Source organism: Candidatus Nanoarchaeia archaeon (assembly GCA_035290625.1).
In the GTDB taxonomy this organism is placed as follows: Archaea; Nanobdellota; Nanobdellia; order Woesearchaeales; family DATDTY01; genus DATDTY01.
The window spans coordinates 15,417-32,160 of sequence record DATDTY010000043.1; the positions used below are offsets into that span (position 1 = coordinate 15,417).

Genomic DNA, 16,744 nt, shown 5'->3' on the forward strand with positions numbered 1-16,744 from the left:
CGGCTGTTTTGCATCGAGAGAAATCATTCAGGAGGGAGTAATCTCAACTTGTTGAGGTAAGGCTCGGTAAAAGAGGGATTCTTTATTTGGAGCGCCCACTGGATAGACTCATTCAGGATAGTGTTGAATGACTTCAATGACGGCTCCAGGTAATCCTTGCTGAGATCAATACTCAATGCTTTTGCTTTTCTGGCTGTTAGGATTATTGATAGATATGCGTCTGTTGCTGCATCCCAAAAACCAAATGCTTGGTTGAGATTTCCCTGGCTGCACTGGTAGTTTCCTTGAGAAAAAAAGCCATCTGCAAAGCTCTGCTCAGCAGCAAGGATTTCGTTAACTGCCTTGCCGGCTTTGCTTTCGTAATCCTTTAACATATCACTCCTTCGATCTGCATTCTTCACAACATGAATAAGATTTAAGTATCTATCTGCTGCTTGTGTCCAGAGATTAAGTGCTTCTTTGTAGGCTTTATTATTTGCGCTTTCATTTGCCCTCGTATGGAATGAAGCTGCGTGATTATGCAAGACTACTCCTTTTTGTTCAGGAGTGTATCCGTTTATTGTTATAATCTGATCTGCTATGTTACGCATTGCGGTATCGAAGTCTGAAGGAGGCATAGAATCTTTAAACTCGGTATATGCGTTTTTTGCTTGAGCAAGTTTCTCTAAGGATTCATTAAAAAGTCCGCTAGCATCGAGTCTCTGAGCTTCCTTAACATGGCTTTCAGCTAATGAGATATTTACAGTATGGACTAGTTCTTCTAATCCTGGAGTTTCCATCGCGTCCGTTTTTGCATCAATAAGGTGTTGTCTCCCCCTACCAAAATTACCTTGTAAGAGATAAAGATGCGCAGTCTCGATTTCGAGCTGGATGATATTCTTGTCCATAGAGCGAGGGGGCGAAGGAGCGTTTATAAATCTTTCTGATATTACTACTCTTAGATAGATAATTTATTCCAGCAGAGTTCTGATGGCTGCATAGGCTTCCTTTGTGTATGTACTCTTAAATCGCTGCGCTGCTTTGAGAAACTCTTTATTATGCAGTTTTCTGCTGAGGTACTGGCAGAACTGCGTCACATTCTTTGGGTGTTCTGTATAATGGCAGCGCTCAAAGTCGATGAGGACGGGCTTACTGTTTCTCACTATCACGTGCTTTGTTGGGCGAGTGAACTCTTCTTTGCCTATCTTTAGCTTATCTAAAGTATAGCATTGATCCAATATTCCTGACAGGATTTCTTTTGACGGGTTTTTTATTTTTCCCAGAGGGGTGCCTTCAATAAATTGCATGGTATCATAATTGGAGGTTGAATTGATTAGTTTCGGGCCAATGCTGTGTTTGTTTAGTATCTTCAGGAAGCTTGACTCAATTGCAATGCGGTTTGCTATGTTTGGATCTTGTTTTGCAACCTTGATCGCTACGTTTTTCTTGTTTTGTGTTGCTTCGTAGACGATTGAGCGATGCCCTTTTGCAAGGAAGTTAATGTTTCTGAGGCCTTTCGCTTCCAATTCCTTCAGCAGAGGGCTCTTTTCTATCTTGTAGCAATAGAGAGTTTCAAATGCGATCTTTTTTGCATCCAGCTCTGTTACGTCTAATAGATTAGCTTTAATGATCTCATCAACTTTCCCCTTGTTGGATAATGAAGAGAAGACGATTAAGATGATTCCGTCGGATTTAAGATAGTGAGATGCCTGGCTGAGGAATGTTTCCAGGACTTCATATCCTTTCTTGCCTCCGTCTAAAGCTGGATCCGGGTTTTTTTGGTCTGAAGGAAGATACGGAGGATTGAAGATGATGGTGTCGAACTTATTTCTTATATTGGAGAAAAGATTGCTTTCAATGAAGGCGATGTTTCTCATAGGCTTGCCGTTGTTTTTTAAACTATTATTTTTTACGCTGTGCTTATTTCTTGATTTTTTTTCATTGAAGGTATTTTTTAATTTTTTTATAGCTGAGACGTCACTATCCACTGCAACAACCCTGCACCCTTTCTCTGCTGCTGTCTCTGCCTGAATGCCCGAGCCTGTTCCGACATCAAGGACGCTTCCCTTTGCAAGCATCCTGACATACTTCTGCAGGAGATAGGAGTCTTCAGCTGGCTCATACATAGATGAGAAGAAGTGCTTTGTGTTTTTATTCGTTGCCCTTCATCGGGCTTCCCTGAAAATCTCTTCGAGGTTGCCGTCGGCTCGGCTGCAAAGGTTACAGGGATGACCGACATTCCCCGTAAGGGACGTCCCCCTTGTCAGTTTCATGTCTGTAGTTTAAGAGCCTCGCATACTTGACGGCAACACCATTTTCAGGGAAGCCCCTTCATCGCCTGCGCGTACTCCCTGACACGGGAAAGGATCGAAGTGAGGTAATACTTATGAATCCGCTCTTCAAATATCCTTTCGAGAGTGTCGCCTTCTGCAATCCTGTAATTGCCGTCAACCTTTTCTATCAGGAATATGTCCTTCAGGCGCTTGAGCTGGCGGCGGATATTTGAGGCTGCCACACCATGCATGGGAATGTTGAGCTCCTTCCTGCGCAGCCTGAGCTGCCCCTCAAGATCTGCGGCTGAGATCCCTTTTTGGCATTCCAGGATGAGATGGAAGATGTCAATGATGCTGTCCCTGGAATCTCCAGGAGAAAGCAGGCCAAGGGAAAGGAGAAATTTTTTTGTAAGCTCTCTCTTGTCGGCATTCTGCTGCGGCTTTTCGTATTTCCGGAGCGTGATCTCTGCAAGGGGTATTTCCTTAGAGACTCTCATAGGTGTTTTGGATGGAATATCTTATTTAAATGTTTGGGAGTTTTGAGCGGCTCAGTAGCAAGTCAATAGGCATCAGGCTCGCTTGTGCTTGCATCTGTGATTGCTGACACCCCCGAAGGGACCTACCCTCTGTCAGCACTGCTCATGACTGCGAAGAAGCTCGCAGAAAAGATGCTGGACTTGCTACTGCGCCAGCTTGAGCGCGACCTTCTTCCCAAGAAGCGATCTCACCATCTCCTCAATCTCCTCTTTATGCCTGAGAAGGTCTATGCGCTTGAGCTCATGTTCAAGCCTGGCAATCTCAGCTTGGGAACCGGCTGTCTGCTGCTCCTGATCATGAAGGGCTTTCTGAAGTTGCCTGCGAGCTGCCTCGAATGTGCTTCTGTTGAGCCTGGATGCTGTTGCATCATGCAGCTCACGTGCCTGCTGCAGCATATCCTGATAATGCCTGAGGCGCCCTCTGCTGGTTGCATCTATAGCTTGGGATGCCTTTTCAATTTTCTTTTGGAGCTGGAGTGAGGGGAGCATTATCTTGAGGCTGGAGAGCGCTCCAAGGATTTCCAGCTTTTGGTCATTCATGAGCGCTTCAACGGGGTCCATGATGTACGCTGAAATCATATCTGGGTGTTCTGCAAGCCTTGAATACTTCCGAAGGGGCTTGTCGAGCGGAAGGAATAGATCGCGTATTTCTGCCTGGCCGCTTTTTACTGCAGCATCAGCCTCATGGAGCTGATCCTGCAAGGCTGCGTATTCTTTGCGGGCATCGCTCGAGTCAAGATCTTTTAACTGCTGATGCAATTTCAGGCTCTGAGCCCGCTGCTGTTCAAGGGAAGCATTCTCTCTCTGGATAGCTAATGTAATCTCCTTTTTTCTTTGCAGAGCATTGAGAAGCTGGCTGGTATGCTTCATGATTTGCTGAGCAAGCTGCTGCGGGCTTTTGCTTGAGATCTCACCAGACTCTTTTACAAGAAGACTGATATCATGAAGCTTTTCAGTTATGGCCCGGGTTTCATGGCTGAAGAATTCCTGGAGGATATGGTAGGATCGTTGCGTTGCCTTTCCGAATTGGTCAAGGCTTTCATCGCTCGGGCTTGATTCAAGCTGGCTAATAAGCTGAAGGGCTGCGCGGACGTACTGCTGCCGGTTTCCTGCCATGAACTGCTTTTCCTTTGGCGATACGGAGGGGTTGCTGAGCTGGGCATCTCTCAGCTCAGTTACAAGCTGCTTTACTTCTCTGCATGCGAATCGGATTTCCCTGGCTTTTTTGGCAAGCTTGGCATCTGATTCTCTCTGAAGCGAAGCTACCTGTGCTTGAAGCCAGGCATCGAGGCCATCAAGGGCAATATCAGGGCTGGCTTCCGGCTTCTTCCTGAAGATATCAAAGAGCCCCATGGACCTTCCCAACGACACTGCGAAGCATGTGATCTGTGATGCTAATGTCATAAAAAGACCCGAGCTGCAAGCGCTGCGGCACCCCCACTACCAGAGGATAGGTTCCGATCTGGCGGCCAAACGTCGTGTTGCCGTCATAGACTTCCATCCTGACCTTCCTGAGCACGGTTCCTTTTGGAACCACCTGATTTAGCATAGGGGCGTCCACCTCATTCCTGATCTGGTTTCTCCATTTCCAGTAATGCTTCTTGTTTTTTCTCAGCGACTTTCTTGCATCGGGGTCTTGGTACAACGGAGTCCCTTCAAAGAGGGCAACCTGGCGGATGTTCAGCCTGCGGAACATTAAGTTCTCTGCAAGGATCTGCTTCAGAAATTTCATGTTTTCCTCGTGGGTTGATTTTGTCTCGCCTTTCAGGCCGAACAGAAGATTGATTCCAGGGAGATAGGTTGGAAGGCCCGAGGGACCGCGATGCGCCCCCCATTTGTTTATGATGCGAACGGCTTTCAGGATCGCTTCGGGCGGCACGATCAGGTTATTCTCCTTAATGACGGTCTTGTCGAAGGATTCAACACCAAAGGCAGCGATGTTGCCAGATGTGCAGTAGGTTGCGACTGCTTTTGTAATCTCCTCGCCACGCCTGCTGAGCACATGCAGCGGGTCTACATTGTCAATGTGCAGGACTTCAAGATTTGGGCATTCCTTCCGAATCGTCCTGAGGATTTCGATAATGCCGGGATGCGAATACAGGCTGCTTTGCTTTCCAAGCCGGAAGTACCGGACACCGTTTCTGTAAAGCTCTTTTGCCTCATTGATAATGGATTCCTTGCCTCTGTGCTCATACCTGTTTTTTATCGGCTCGGTGCAGAACGCACACCCCTTCCAGCGGGTGCACCCCCTGCTGGTTTCAAGCTCAACAATACGGAGGTCGGGGATATGATGGACGATTGAAGCCCCTTTTATGAAAAGCTCGTCCAGCTCGGAATAAGGGAACGTGAAGTGCTTAAGCCTGAAGCCTTCAAGAGGCATGGCTTCAAAGGATTTTCCTCCTTCAAGCCTAGTTCCATAAACAGCGGGACCTGTCAGAATCTTTTCTGCATCAAAAAGCCTTGAGAGGGTGTTGATTTCAAACAGGGTTCCTGGGAGGGCGCTCAGGTAGGTTCCTGGAGTATGAACTCCGCCCACAACAATAAGCTCGTCGGTTTTTTGGATGATGCCCTGGATTTCGTTTGGCTGCTTCGTGAGGTTCTTGATTCTGATATCGGTTTTGAGCTCCTTGTTTTTGGACTGGAGGTCCAGCCGGTTGAGCTTTCTGTTATGCTTTCGGATGTCGGTATCTGGCAAAGCGACGTTCTGGAGCATTGCGTGGTATCTCAGGTCGTCTATCGTGAGGTATTCTGCCTTGCCGTCGAGGTAGCCATAGAGATACCGTGGATATGTCCCCAGATACGGAGGCACGCCTAAGCCGGAAGGCTCGTCTGTGTAGCAGTCAAGGATTGTGGTGACCATACAGGCAGTCAATTGCCGGGCGTTTAAAAGAGTTGTGGGGGGGCTCAGGGGAACACCATTTTAGAAGAACCCGAGCAGGGCAGCTATGCAGAAAAATGAGAGTGAAGGGGTGAGCCATGCCTTTATGGATCTGCCTGCAAGGCTTCCTGCGATGATGCCTGCCAAGAAGATAAGGCTTGCGGCAGCAAGGAATAAAGGAGTTTTTGAAGCAGCGTAGAAGAGCGCGCCAAAGAGCGGAAAGGCCATCCTCATATAGAGGCTTTCTGCAATGGGGATAAAAGAAGTTGCGAGAGACGCTGCGGCCAGCATTATGCCTGATGGAAAAGAGTTAGTCGCAGCATAGATGGCAAGGCCGAAAATCAGTGATGTAATGAGCCTGAGGAAGAGGAAAAGATGGCGCCTTCCTGACTCAATTTCCTCTTTTGTGTAGAGGGAGATAATTGAGCCGAGAGAGATGCTGAGAGAGACTGCCACAAGCGAAATAGGGTATACAATGTTCATTCTCTGAATAGGGAGTGAGTTATTATATAAGTATTACGATAGACAATGTTGATTAAATAAACAGATTATTGCAGAAGGATTGACTCGATGCCTTGTCCTGAATCGTAATCTTGGAACTGCTGGCTATAGGATGGCTGCTCTGATTTCTCGTATTGCTCAGCCTGGTACAGGAAAATTGAGCCTGCCATGAAGCTCAGGGCAATAACATAGGCCGCAAACGAACTTATGAATGGGTGTTCTTGGAATGCCTTCTTTATTGGGGCTGCAATGTTGTACTGGAGTTCATCCTTAATACTGTATCCTATCCTTGCCAGCAGAGAAGGTGCCTCTCCTCGCGGACCCTCCGGATTTTCTTGCCGGGGTTCTGCAGGCCTTGGGTCAAGTCCGATAATGCTCATTGTGAGAGAATATTTGTGTCAGGTATTTAAGCTATTCTTCGGTCGTGTTGAAAAGGTCGTCCATCTCTTTCCTGCTGAGCTTTGTTTTATTGAGGGCGCTCATCACTGGCTTTTTGGATCTTGCTCCGGTAATCTCATCCAAAAGATATTCTTCCTCTTCTTGAGGTAACTTGAAGTCTTCATAGCTCATTGTTGGATAATAAAGAAACCTATGGGCTTGTGAGGGGGAAGACAGAAGTCTTCGACCCATAGGCCTTTATTATTACTATTGAGTAGAAATAGGTTATATATAAACTTTTCGGTTATATACCACTAAAGAGTAGGTATACGATAGGATGCTGAGTTTATTGTTACTGAGTTACTGTAATGGCTCTTGGCGGAGATAGCGGCGATTTTGCGCTTATCGCCTGGGTTTGTATGGATAACGGCGTATATGCCTGCATTCCCTGCAGAAGTAGACGACATGGCCTTTCCTTGTGCGGATTGATACATTGGAGCCCGGCATAAGAAAGGAGATGCAGTTGCGGCAATACTGGCGGTTGTAAGGGGCAGGAATCTTAAACTTATGCTTCATTGCCAAGCGCCTTGCTTTCTTCACAAGACGATGGGATACTGAAGGGTTTTGATGGAATGCTTCCCTGGCTTTCTGGAAGCATCCAATAAGCTGCTCTTTTGCCTGCCTCTTTGAGGCTGCTTTTTTTCTGTGGAACTTGAGAGTGTTCATCCTTTGGGGCATATACGGCTGCATTATTTAATGTTTGCTGAAGATGCTTAGAAGTGGTTGTTGGAGGATTTGATTTTAGGCGTAAATATCTGTGGATCTTTTTCTGGCTGCTTGCTTTGCAGATGCTGCTCTGCTGCTAAGACTCCGGTAAGGTATGCTGAGACCATGCCAACATTATCCAATCCTTTGTTGTATGCCCAATATACAAAACCATCGGGATCGGCTATTGCATAGAGCAGGGCTGCAGCCGGGATTCCAAACTCACATGCCCTCTCGAAGATGGGAAGCGCGTTTTTGTCGAATCCGGGAATGATTCTATCTACAATATTTTTAGAAGCCAATTGGAGCGCCCAGGTTAAACCATACCCTCCTAAACCTGCATAGAGCATGACTTCTATCGGAATATTTTGGAGTTGTTCTGGAACAAATTGGTGAATGCTGTCGAACAGTGTTTGGGTTAGCCTATAGATGCCTTGATCCGGCACAAGCTCGTTTAGCTTTTCTGCGAGAGTTTCCATAGACATTGGGGTGGAGTTTGCCGTTTATAAACCTTCCTATTTTAATTACTTGTGAGTAAGTACTTTTCTCTTGGCTTTCCATTTACTTTTCCATTAAGTATCTTATTTGAGGGTTGGCAGAGAACAAGTACGGCATAGGCAACCAACATGATGAAGAGGTAATCCTCAAGAGGGCAATTAGAAAGAAAGCATGAGTTCAATAATGAGATAGTCCCTAAATCTGCATATACGGCACAGTAGAAAGTCTCGCTGTGGCTTGCGAGTGATCTCCTTCTCACTCGCTCACAAGCCACCGGTTGCCACTAGGTTCGACTCGAAATGGTTACCTGTAAACCGACATATCCCCGATGGGGCATCCCCCTTGTCGGTGCTCATCAGATGAGCTAAAAGTCTCACAAAGGGTGGCAACGACGACTTTCTACCGTGCCACCTGCTTATACAAATACTTTTATATAAGGATTTTCTTCTAGAGAAAGGTATGCGAGCCCAGGCGTCTATTCCTACGGTGTTTATTTTCGTGATTGTTGTTTTGGTAGGGGCATTGCTGCTGTGGGTTGGATTAAGCAGGAGCAAGGAATTGCAGGCAGAGAAAGACAAGGTGCAAATCAATGATTTCGTGAACAGCATGAATAATCTCATCAGGATGTATGATATCAAGGCTCCGGGAAGCTTTCAAAAGCAGGTCTTCTCGGTTCCTGGGGAGTATGTATGCTTCTATGACAAGGAGAAAGAGATTAATCAACCTGAGTTAGGGGTATGGACCGAGAGATTTTCTGACGCCAATGTGTTTATGGCTCCTTTTGATACCTATGTTCCTAGACATGCTGAGCAGTTTAGCCTGAACAGCAGTAATAACCCGAGCTGTACGGCTTCCCAGAATGGGAAGATATCCCTCATGTTTGTGAGCTTGGGGAATAGAACCTTAGTTGTTCCTGAGAGTGCTGCAGAGATCAGCGATTGTGTCACTCTCTCTTATTCTGGAAGCCCTGATACGAAAATAGATATGGTGTTTGTTGGAGGGTATGAGGGGTTTGAGAAGGATGTTGGGGAGTACATTGAGGAGTTGCGGGCTATAGCTCCTTTCCGAGAGAACAATCGGCTCAATTTTTACAGGATTGATAGGCCTTTTTCGTGCAAGATAGTGGAGATCATAGAGTGCGATGAGTATGAGCTGAAAAAGCTTGCGAGCGAATGCCCTCATGACGGGATTGTTGTTTTGGCAGAACGATCAAAGATAGCAGAGTTTATCAATCCTGTCCGGTCAAGCTCGATAGGGGGCATCATAAAAGTAAATACAGCAGATAATCCTCGGGTGTTTAGCCATGAGTTCGGGCATTTCTTCGGGAATCTGGCAGATGAATATGTGGATGAGGGTTATTATGCAGGGTTTGAGGCTGATCAATTTCCGAATTGCGATGTCATGCCCTGCGAGAAGTGGAGCCATGTGAGCTCAGGCTGCATTAGAGGGTGCTCTTTGCAGAAGTATTTCAGGTCAAGCAGTGTTTCACTCATGCGGGATTATATAACGTCGGATTCATTTGGTGTTGTTAATGAAGAGATTTTAAAAGAGAAGCTGAGGAACTACAGGTAGATGGCATTGAAAAAAACCATCATGCTCTTGATGATGATTATGGTCATGCAGACAGCGGCAGCTGAGGTGTTCGTGTTCAAGATCCATTATAAGGATGGAGGGGCTGAGGTTGTTGACCGGCTTGTCAAGGATGGCTTTGCTCCTGACAGGAATATTGATGAAGGGGATGCGAGCTTTGAGATGTTTGACACGAATGGGAATATCCTTGAGGGCTTTCGGTTTGCGCTGCCATTACGGGAGTTTGTTGATTTCTCTGAGGAGGGGATTGTTAAGGGGGGTGTGATTGTGTATACTGAAAGGGATTTCGGGATTGTTGTTCCGTATCATGCTGATGCTGGAGGAATCAGGATAACCCATAGCTCTGAGATTATTCTGTATGAGGATATGAGGGAGAAATTCGGGATGAGAGGCATGGGTTTGGGAATCTTCCTGGGGATTGCATTTGGGTTGATTGCGGGAGCTATTGGAGTTTTCCTTATCAAACGTATGCGGAAAAATTAAGTTGGTGCAAACCTTGACCGGTCATGCGCCGTGGTTGGCCAGACGGTTTGAGATGCAATCCGTGATAAATCCGGTGTTCTCATCGCAAAACCTCCAGATACGGATATAATCCTGGACCAATCCTTCAAGGGTCCCAGAGATGCCAGGATATGCTGCCGACAGTGCTTTTAATGTGGTTACCCGATCTTCAAACTTAGGTCTTTGAAAATCCCAAGAATGCTGAATCACAAGAAGACCTAGACCTAACGAGTTTACGTAATTAGCGAATTCGCAATAGTTCCTAGGCTTGCACTGTTCTACAAGGCTTGCTACTTTCTTTGTCGTTGGAAATTGTTTTCCTTCAGCCTCATAACCGCGCACAGAGCACGGCCAATAATGGATAAATTGTCTCTCCGTGATATCCGTATCGCATGATACTGCCAATTCAGGTTTGCCATTCTCTTTGCATCTCACATTTTCAACCATTTGCCTATCAACGCTTTTTATCCCGTAGAGATGAAGTCCATGCCCGGTATGGATGAGATTATCACTGTTCGTGAAATAGCATCTTAAAGATTTAGCCAGATATCCCAGATAGACGCACTCAGCCTCTGGCAAACCCATCACGTTGAGGTCATTTTTCTCGCGCGAAGTTGAATAGAAACCGTCGATGTCTCTGGGGCCTAAAACGAATGTACTGATTGCATCGACATCTCCTTTAGCATTGGTGAACACCAGCTCAGCGAAGGAGGGCTTATGAGGATCATAGTTATCCTTCTCCTCCTTCAGCATTATTGTCCTTTCACCAACCTGTTCAGTATGGCCCCCAGAGAAGCAAAAGAGCGGCAAGATCCTGAACGAATCCTTGTACTGGCCCTGCCCTCCATCGACTGCTTCCAGCCTAATGCATGGGTATTCAATTCCAATGTCGAGTTTCATCTTACGTTCCTCCAAGATGTAAATGATTACTTTGTAGTAATGATAATAAGCATTTAAATTAATAGTTATGCTGTGGAAAATTCCACAACATTTATTAATCACGGGCACTTCTCAGGAGCATGGACATCATGGAACTCAGCAAAATCGGCCTAAAGGAGAAAGAAGCCAAAGTCTATGTAGCCCTGCTCAAGGAAGGCTCTTGCCTTGCAAACCAGCTCGCCAGGAAAACAAACGTACTGCGCTCCTCCATCTATGACTATCTGGAGATCCTGCTCGAGAAGGGCTTTATAACCTACACCATACAATCCGGAAAGAAGTACTTCCAAGCTATCGGCCCGCAGAAGATACTTGACAACTTCGAAGAGAAAAAGCTTGCCGAGGAAGAGGCGCTCCGGAAAATCGTCCCTGAGCTCATAAAACTCCAGAATATCTCCGAAAAGATATCCAAGGCGGAAGTCTTTGAGGGTAAAGAAGGGATGAAATCCGTAATGTCCTATATCTTGAAAAGAGATCCCAAAGAGATACTTATCTACGGCTCATCGGGCGTAAGCTACAAGCTGCTGCCTTTTTTCATGGAGCATTGGCACAAGCAGAGGATTAAGCAAAGGATATACCTCAGGATTATCTATAACAACACCCCCGGAGCCAAGCTAAGGATCAGGGAAGGGCCTACACTAAAAAACGCAGAAGTCAGATTTCTTTCCTTAAAAGATGCTTCGCTGACAGGAACAATAATCTATAACGATGTTGTGGTTTTAACAGTATGGGACATGGAAAACCCTTTTGCAGTATCTGTCGAAAACAAAAAAATCGCACAAACTTACAAGGAAAACTTTGAAATCCTCTGGAAATATTCAAAGAAATGAGTAGAAGCACCTGAATTGCTTGCGGCGTTGCTGCTGCAATCGTTTTTGTTCTTAGAAAAAGAAGGTTATTGTAAGAATTTTATGGCCTGAGCAGGAGTCTTGTTCTGGGATATGATCGCCTTCAATGCCTGTGCCATCTTCAAGGGAGTTGGATGCTGCCAGACATTTCTGCCGATAGCGAGGCCTGCTGCTCCTGACTTCATGACATCGGAGACCTCTTTGAGGAATCTTGAAGGCTCTACTTGGGTTCCTCCTGCTATAACAACTTTTGTCTTTCCTGCTGATTTGATGATCCACCTTAAGTCGTTGGGGTTGCCATTGTATTTCATCTTAACAATGTCTGCTCCCAGCTCTAAGGAAACGCGGGCTGCATACGCCAATGTTTCCCTGCTTAATTCATTCTTGATTGACTTGCCTCTTGGGTACATCCAGACGATGACCGGAAGGCCTTTGTTATGGGCTTCCCGCTCGATCTGCTCAAAATCAGAGAACATCTTCGCTTCGTAGGCAGAGCCGATATAGATGGTGTAGCCTACTGCTGATGCCCCTAATTTGACTGCTTCGTTTACCGTGCATAAGATCGGGGAATATGGCTCTCCTTTGACAAGCCTTGTCTTTCCATTGAGCTTGAGTATCAGCGGGACTTTTCCAACAGGATATTTTTCAGCAATGCCTTTTTGGACTGCTAAAGCATTGAATTTTCCCTTCTTTGCGATATCGATGATGTATTGGGGATCAACATTCTTGTCATTGAAATCTGTCGGGCCATGCTCAAGGCCCTGGTCATAGGCAAGGATCAAGGTCTTTCCTGAAGTAAATATCCTGCTCAGCTTGGGTTTCATTGCGGCCTCATATTGGAGCAAGCCTCTTTTTGATGATGTGCGCACGCTCAGCATCGATTCGGTCAAGGAGAGTCCTCCAGTGAAGCAAGCCTTCCTTTGCGCCGATGTGCTCCACGACCGATCCCGCATTTGCCATGCCAGCCCGAATCGCGAATTCGACGTCTTCTTTCTTTATGAGGACGCCGAGGAAGGTTGAGGCAAAGGCATCTCCTGCCCCGGTTGTTTCAACTGCATTATTCTTTCTTGGAATGCCGGTGAAGAACTCCTCTCCGTCGTATACATAGGCTCCTTTTCTTCCATCGGTGATAATTGCGATTCCCCTGCACAGCTGGTAGAGTTTTTGGAGCTGCCGCGGCAGCTGCCCATTTCCGACGAGCAGCCCTGCCTCTTCTTTGTTCATCACCAGTATCGAAGACGCGGCAAGGATATTGCCCAGAAACGCTTTTCCTCTCCTTGCAAGGTAGGAACTCGGGTTGAAGAGGACATCGCTTCCCTGGAGCTTTGCGTGGGAGCTGAGCTGTTCGAGGCACGCAAAGGATTTCCCGACCATTGAGCTCAGATAGAACCACTTTGCCTTCAGCTTCGATGGCCTGAGATCAGCATAGGAGATCGTATCATTGCCTCCACGGAAGGTCAGGATAATCCTGTCTTTTTTTTTAAAATCAAGAATGAGGCTATAGCCAGTCCTGCAGTTTTTCCTGCAAATACACGATATGTCAACGCCCTCGTTCTTGAGCATGCTGATGACGCGCTGAGAATTATACCCCCTGCCTACCTTGCCCACAAAGCCTGCCCTGCAGCCGATGCGGCCGAGCGAGACTGCCGCGTTTGTCCCCCCGCCTCCAACGGCAAAAGTGATGTTTTTCACAAGCAGCTTTTCTCCGAAAGGAATCCGAATTTCGTTGGCCGATGAATAGGCTTGAGTTCCCGGGTCCACAAATGCATCGATGAGCGCAGAACCAAAGCAAACAACATCTTTCATAGAGAGTTATTGAGGTGCTGACTATTTAAAGGTTACGAGCTGTGTCCAGAATTGTGTGGGCATTTTTTGAATTGAGATGGAATTGCAGCGATGATTCGTCTTTTCCAAGCAAGACGCGAATCTTCATCTGAAGGAGGCTTGCTTCGGCGTTTGGGATTCTTGCCTGCTGGTCCGCAACAATGAGGCCATAGGGATAGCCAAGGAATGCCGGGTCTGAGCAATGGCTCAGGATGAGGGATAGGGTTTCTGGATGAAGCGTGTCGACACGGAAAAGATATTTTGCTTTCGGGTGGAATTTAACGAGGTAGGAATGATTGCCGAGGCTGGAGTAGCAGGCAGAACCGCAGCTGAGCAAATCTTTTGCTGCAGGAATTTTGCCGGATGTCTTGCTTACTGCAATGAGCCCTGGATCATTGAGCTCCAGGATGCGGCCGTGATCAATTCCGGTTGCTGCATCCAAGCTTCCGTCGATAATTGTGGTTTGAGGTTTGTTTCGGAGAGCGCAGGCTAGCTCTGCTTCCCTTCGGAGAGCATCGATTGAGGTGAATGGGATCTCGGAAGGGAAGCTGCAGGCCCCTTGTAGGGGGTATATGGATGCCGTATCTCCCCGGACAAGGGCAAAAAAATCTGAGATGCTGGTGGAGACCCGCTTTTCCCTCCAAAGCACTGATGCGGTCCTGATCAGGTGAAGCGAGAAGGCTGCCGATGACAAGATTTCTGCATTTCCTCCGTCTATGAAACAGAGATCGCTTCGGGAGGGAGTTGCCTTGATTGGTTGGATGCCCGAGGATGCGGACTCTAGCCGGATCGTGCTGCGAAGCTCATGGAGAAGGGCTGGATTGATCATTGATGGGGAAAAAGATTGCAGGTATTATAAGGTTGCGCTCGGAAGGGTGATGAGTTGCCTGTTCTCTTATTATAAAGCCTCGTTTTCCAGCCACGTTCAGAATCTTCCAGGTGAGCGCCAGGTTCGGTTCCGAGTGTTTTGCGAATATATCGACATATCCCTGTGAGGGACGACCCCCTTGTCGATGCTCATTCTTTGGAATATTGACCTCACAAATGGGCGCTCACCTTCTGAATGCCGTCGCCTTTTCCGGTGGCATTGAAAAGTCATGCAATGCCCTTTGTGAGCCTTCTATTCAAAGTACAGAACAGCGACAAAGGGGGTGCTCAACCAAAACGCCTTCTGGCGGTTTGGTGTGCCAAAAGAGCATGGCTCTTTTTAGCACCATACGGGAAATGTCGCTTCCCATGAGAGTATGCGCAAGGCGAAGTCGGCATTGCCGAACGAAGTGAGCAACTTTTCAATGCGACCCCTTTTCCACAACATTTATATAGTTCCGTGGGAACGCATTTTTATAGATAGATTTGTAAAGATGAGGTGATTTCTATCTATACAGACGATGGACCTGATACCTGTGCCTATTGCGGAACGTTAATCGACCCTGAAGAGCGCCAGTGCCCGAATTGCGGAGAAAATGTTTCTGAAGGGAACATGGATCTCTATTAGGGGTTAAAAGTTGTTAAAAGCATCAAGGAGGGAATAGGGCGTATGGCACTATTTCATAAAAGAGTCACTGCCGCTTCGCCAGATCTGCCTCAAATTTCTGAGGTGGTAGTGAGTATGAGGAAGCGCATCCAAGCATTGCACGATCTGGAGCGTACATTGACGTCGCATATGCAGGCCCGCGCTGCCTCGGTTGAAATCCAGCTTAACCAGGATTTGTCAGATGCCCAGCTTCTTGAAGAGGAGTTTGCCTTGCTTAGGCAGGAGACTCATCAAAAGGCAGAATTAGTGAATCAACTTATTGCCAAACTCAAGCAGTGCGTTTTGGAGGAGGAGTTCCAGGAGATTAAGAAGCTGCTGGAGAAGCTGGATCCTGCTGAGATGATTACACAAAAAGAATTCGTTGGCATGCTCCAAGAGCGTGAATCATAAGAGAGTGATAGAACGAACACAATTCTTTACATAGGGATGTTTCAGCAACAGCATCACTGCTTCTCGCGGAAGAGTTGACTGCCGCCTTTGTCTTGCAAATATTCTTTTTGATCGGATAAAAGTCGATTTGTGCTTTCTTTTGAACTTGGCTACATGCTGTTTCAGGGAGATCGGAGGCCCGGGCATTTCTCTCACAGGGCTAAGAGGCCTTGGGTCAACGACAATCCAAGCGAGAGCCTCGTCTTCATAGTCGGCATTCCAGTCATAGACACTATACCCTTGCGATTTGAGGGATGCTGCCATAAATTCGAGCGCTTTTTGCAGTTTGGAGGCGGCGATGTCTCTCTTTCGATCGAGGAGCTTAGCCTTCATGCTAAGGATAGTGATCTTTGCATCAGGAGGGCTCCTGACAATACATGGGAAGACCTTCCGATATTCAGCGATGGTCGAAGCCTTAAGATCTGCTGGCACAATCTTCTTCCTCACGAAAAAGTCTAGGGAGGGGCTGCTTAGAAATTCTCCGCACCGCTGCTGAAGTGCCAGGAATTGATCCCTGCCAAGGGCTGCAGCAGCGTTGCGTTCCTTTTGGAGCGGGTCAAGAACGATAAGAGGGGAAAGCTTGCTGCGATTCAGGAAGCGATAGGCGTCATTCTGCGTCTTGAACCATTTGGAAATGTCGATAACTGTGCCTTCCTTCAGCTTTGGGAACCCTGAAAGAAATGCCAGAAACGAGCCGAAATGAACTGTGAGTATCTCTGCAACATAGCCAGAGTAACCCTTAATGTAACTTTCAGCGCCGTAGACCCGAGCTGATTTCATAAATGCCTTGACGAGACGGGTTTCATTCCGGAGCTTCCGGTGCTTCTGCACCCATTTGACGTGCAGAGGGGAGATATCAGTAAGATTCTGGGCCTGGTCTGGCCGTGAAATCTTTAGTATAGGAATTATTTCGTACAGCTGGCCTTTGATGCGGTATTCGAAGTAGTCCCTGCTTCCGTGGACCCTTTTCACACGGATAAATTTTTTCAGCTGCGGCTCAAGGAGGTCAGCGAGTTCAGCTGATCGGCTGGCATATTGGGAGTCAAACCGAGCAAATACATCCACATCGAATTCGCCCCTGAGCCATGTGCCTTTTGCTCCTGAGCCGCCGAGGATAAAGGTGCATATCTTTATCTTACTGAGATTTTGAAGAAACTGGCTAACCGTCTTGCTGAAGGATAATTCTTCCTTGGCTGAGGGAATGATTGACTCCATTACCTTGGCAATACTGTCATTAGGATTCATGCCCGGAGAGAGGAAGTTTGAGTATTTAT

The 16,744-nt window shown here is 46.9% G+C and carries 20 protein-coding genes; 5 read left to right on the top strand and 15 right to left on the bottom strand.

What is annotated here, in order from left to right:
- Positions 1 to 23: 23 nt before the first annotated feature.
- The 10 genes from VJB08_03800 to VJB08_03845 all read right to left on the bottom strand — a co-directional run bounded on the left by VJB08_03800 (position 24) and on the right by VJB08_03845 (position 7,789).
- Positions 24 to 887: a hypothetical protein gene (locus VJB08_03800; GenBank protein ID HLD43081.1), complete on the bottom strand. Its 864-nt coding sequence runs from the start codon at positions 885 to 887 to the stop codon at positions 24 to 26.
- A gap of 63 nt (positions 888 to 950) precedes the next feature.
- Positions 951 to 2,105: a HemK2/MTQ2 family protein methyltransferase gene (locus VJB08_03805; GenBank protein ID HLD43082.1), complete on the bottom strand. Its 1,155-nt coding sequence runs from the start codon at positions 2,103 to 2,105 to the stop codon at positions 951 to 953.
- 191 nt (positions 2,106 to 2,296) lie between these two features.
- Positions 2,297 to 2,749 (bottom strand): hypothetical protein, encoded by a 453-nt coding sequence (locus tag VJB08_03810; protein HLD43083.1) that lies wholly within the window; start codon positions 2,747 to 2,749, stop codon positions 2,297 to 2,299.
- A 183-nt stretch (positions 2,750 to 2,932) separates the two neighbouring features.
- On the bottom strand, positions 2,933 to 4,141 hold the full coding sequence (locus tag VJB08_03815; protein ID HLD43084.1) for a hypothetical protein: 1,209 nt from the start codon (positions 4,139 to 4,141) through the stop codon (positions 2,933 to 2,935).
- On the bottom strand, positions 4,128 to 5,648 hold the full coding sequence (locus tag VJB08_03820) for a radical SAM protein (GenBank protein HLD43085.1): 1,521 nt from the start codon (positions 5,646 to 5,648) through the stop codon (positions 4,128 to 4,130). The genes VJB08_03815 and VJB08_03820 overlap by 14 nt, the downstream gene beginning before the upstream one ends.
- A 60-nt stretch (positions 5,649 to 5,708) precedes the next feature.
- Positions 5,709 to 6,149, bottom strand: coding sequence for a hypothetical protein (locus tag VJB08_03825; protein HLD43086.1), 441 nt, complete (start codon positions 6,147 to 6,149; stop codon positions 5,709 to 5,711).
- 65 nt (positions 6,150 to 6,214) lie between these two features.
- A complete protein-coding gene (locus VJB08_03830) occupies positions 6,215 to 6,547 on the bottom strand; it encodes a hypothetical protein (GenBank protein HLD43087.1) in 333 nt (110 codons plus the stop codon).
- A 31-nt stretch (positions 6,548 to 6,578) separates the two neighbouring features.
- Positions 6,579 to 6,797 carry a hypothetical protein gene (locus VJB08_03835; GenBank protein ID HLD43088.1) on the bottom strand — a complete coding sequence of 73 codons (219 nt, stop codon included), beginning with the start codon at positions 6,795 to 6,797 and terminating at the stop codon, positions 6,579 to 6,581.
- Between the two features lie 150 nt (positions 6,798 to 6,947).
- The gene (locus VJB08_03840; protein ID HLD43089.1) at positions 6,948 to 7,271 is read right to left on the bottom strand and encodes a ribonuclease P; all 324 of its coding nucleotides are present in this window, start codon (positions 7,269 to 7,271) and stop codon (positions 6,948 to 6,950) included.
- Between the two features lie 47 nt (positions 7,272 to 7,318).
- Positions 7,319 to 7,789: a hypothetical protein gene (locus VJB08_03845; protein ID HLD43090.1), complete on the bottom strand. Its 471-nt coding sequence runs from the start codon at positions 7,787 to 7,789 to the stop codon at positions 7,319 to 7,321.
- A 478-nt stretch (positions 7,790 to 8,267) separates the two neighbouring features.
- Between VJB08_03845 and VJB08_03850 the strand changes: the two genes are divergently transcribed.
- A complete protein-coding gene (locus VJB08_03850; protein HLD43091.1) occupies positions 8,268 to 9,380 on the top strand; it encodes a hypothetical protein in 1,113 nt (370 codons plus the stop codon).
- Positions 9,381 to 9,881: a hypothetical protein gene (locus VJB08_03855; protein HLD43092.1), complete on the top strand. Its 501-nt coding sequence runs from the start codon at positions 9,381 to 9,383 to the stop codon at positions 9,879 to 9,881.
- A 21-nt stretch (positions 9,882 to 9,902) separates the two neighbouring features.
- On the opposite strand, the gene VJB08_03860 is transcribed toward VJB08_03855, so the two are convergent.
- Positions 9,903 to 10,799 carry a hypothetical protein gene (locus tag VJB08_03860; GenBank protein ID HLD43093.1) on the bottom strand — a complete coding sequence of 299 codons (897 nt, stop codon included), beginning with the start codon at positions 10,797 to 10,799 and terminating at the stop codon, positions 9,903 to 9,905.
- A gap of 119 nt (positions 10,800 to 10,918) precedes the next feature.
- Between VJB08_03860 and VJB08_03865 the strand changes: the two genes are divergently transcribed.
- Positions 10,919 to 11,665 (top strand): helix-turn-helix domain-containing protein, encoded by a 747-nt coding sequence (locus tag VJB08_03865; GenBank protein ID HLD43094.1) that lies wholly within the window; start codon positions 10,919 to 10,921, stop codon positions 11,663 to 11,665.
- A 65-nt stretch (positions 11,666 to 11,730) separates the two neighbouring features.
- Here VJB08_03865 and VJB08_03870 read toward each other — a convergent pair whose 3' ends face one another.
- From VJB08_03870 to VJB08_03880, 3 genes are read right to left on the bottom strand one after another with little or no spacing between them, the layout of a single operon-like run.
- Positions 11,731 to 12,507, bottom strand: coding sequence for a fructose-bisphosphate aldolase (locus tag VJB08_03870; GenBank protein HLD43095.1), 777 nt, complete (start codon positions 12,505 to 12,507; stop codon positions 11,731 to 11,733).
- 7 nt (positions 12,508 to 12,514) lie between these two features.
- Positions 12,515 to 13,489, bottom strand: a complete 975-nt coding sequence (locus VJB08_03875) for a carbohydrate kinase family protein (protein ID HLD43096.1) — start codon at positions 13,487 to 13,489, stop codon at positions 12,515 to 12,517.
- A 25-nt stretch (positions 13,490 to 13,514) separates the two neighbouring features.
- Positions 13,515 to 14,336 (bottom strand): hypothetical protein, encoded by an 822-nt coding sequence (locus tag VJB08_03880; protein HLD43097.1) that lies wholly within the window; start codon positions 14,334 to 14,336, stop codon positions 13,515 to 13,517.
- A 537-nt stretch (positions 14,337 to 14,873) separates the two neighbouring features.
- Here VJB08_03880 and VJB08_03885 point away from each other — a divergent pair.
- Positions 14,874 to 15,002 (top strand): hypothetical protein, encoded by a 129-nt coding sequence (locus VJB08_03885; protein ID HLD43098.1) that lies wholly within the window; start codon positions 14,874 to 14,876, stop codon positions 15,000 to 15,002.
- Positions 15,003 to 15,044: 42 nt separating this feature from the next.
- The gene (locus VJB08_03890) at positions 15,045 to 15,431 is read left to right on the top strand and encodes a hypothetical protein (protein ID HLD43099.1); all 387 of its coding nucleotides are present in this window, start codon (positions 15,045 to 15,047) and stop codon (positions 15,429 to 15,431) included.
- Here VJB08_03890 and VJB08_03895 read toward each other — a convergent pair.
- Positions 15,426 to 16,715 (bottom strand): hypothetical protein, encoded by a 1,290-nt coding sequence (locus VJB08_03895; GenBank protein HLD43100.1) that lies wholly within the window; start codon positions 16,713 to 16,715, stop codon positions 15,426 to 15,428. The two genes, VJB08_03890 and VJB08_03895, sit on opposite strands and share 6 nt — an antisense overlap.
- Positions 16,716 to 16,744: the final 29 nt, after the last annotated feature.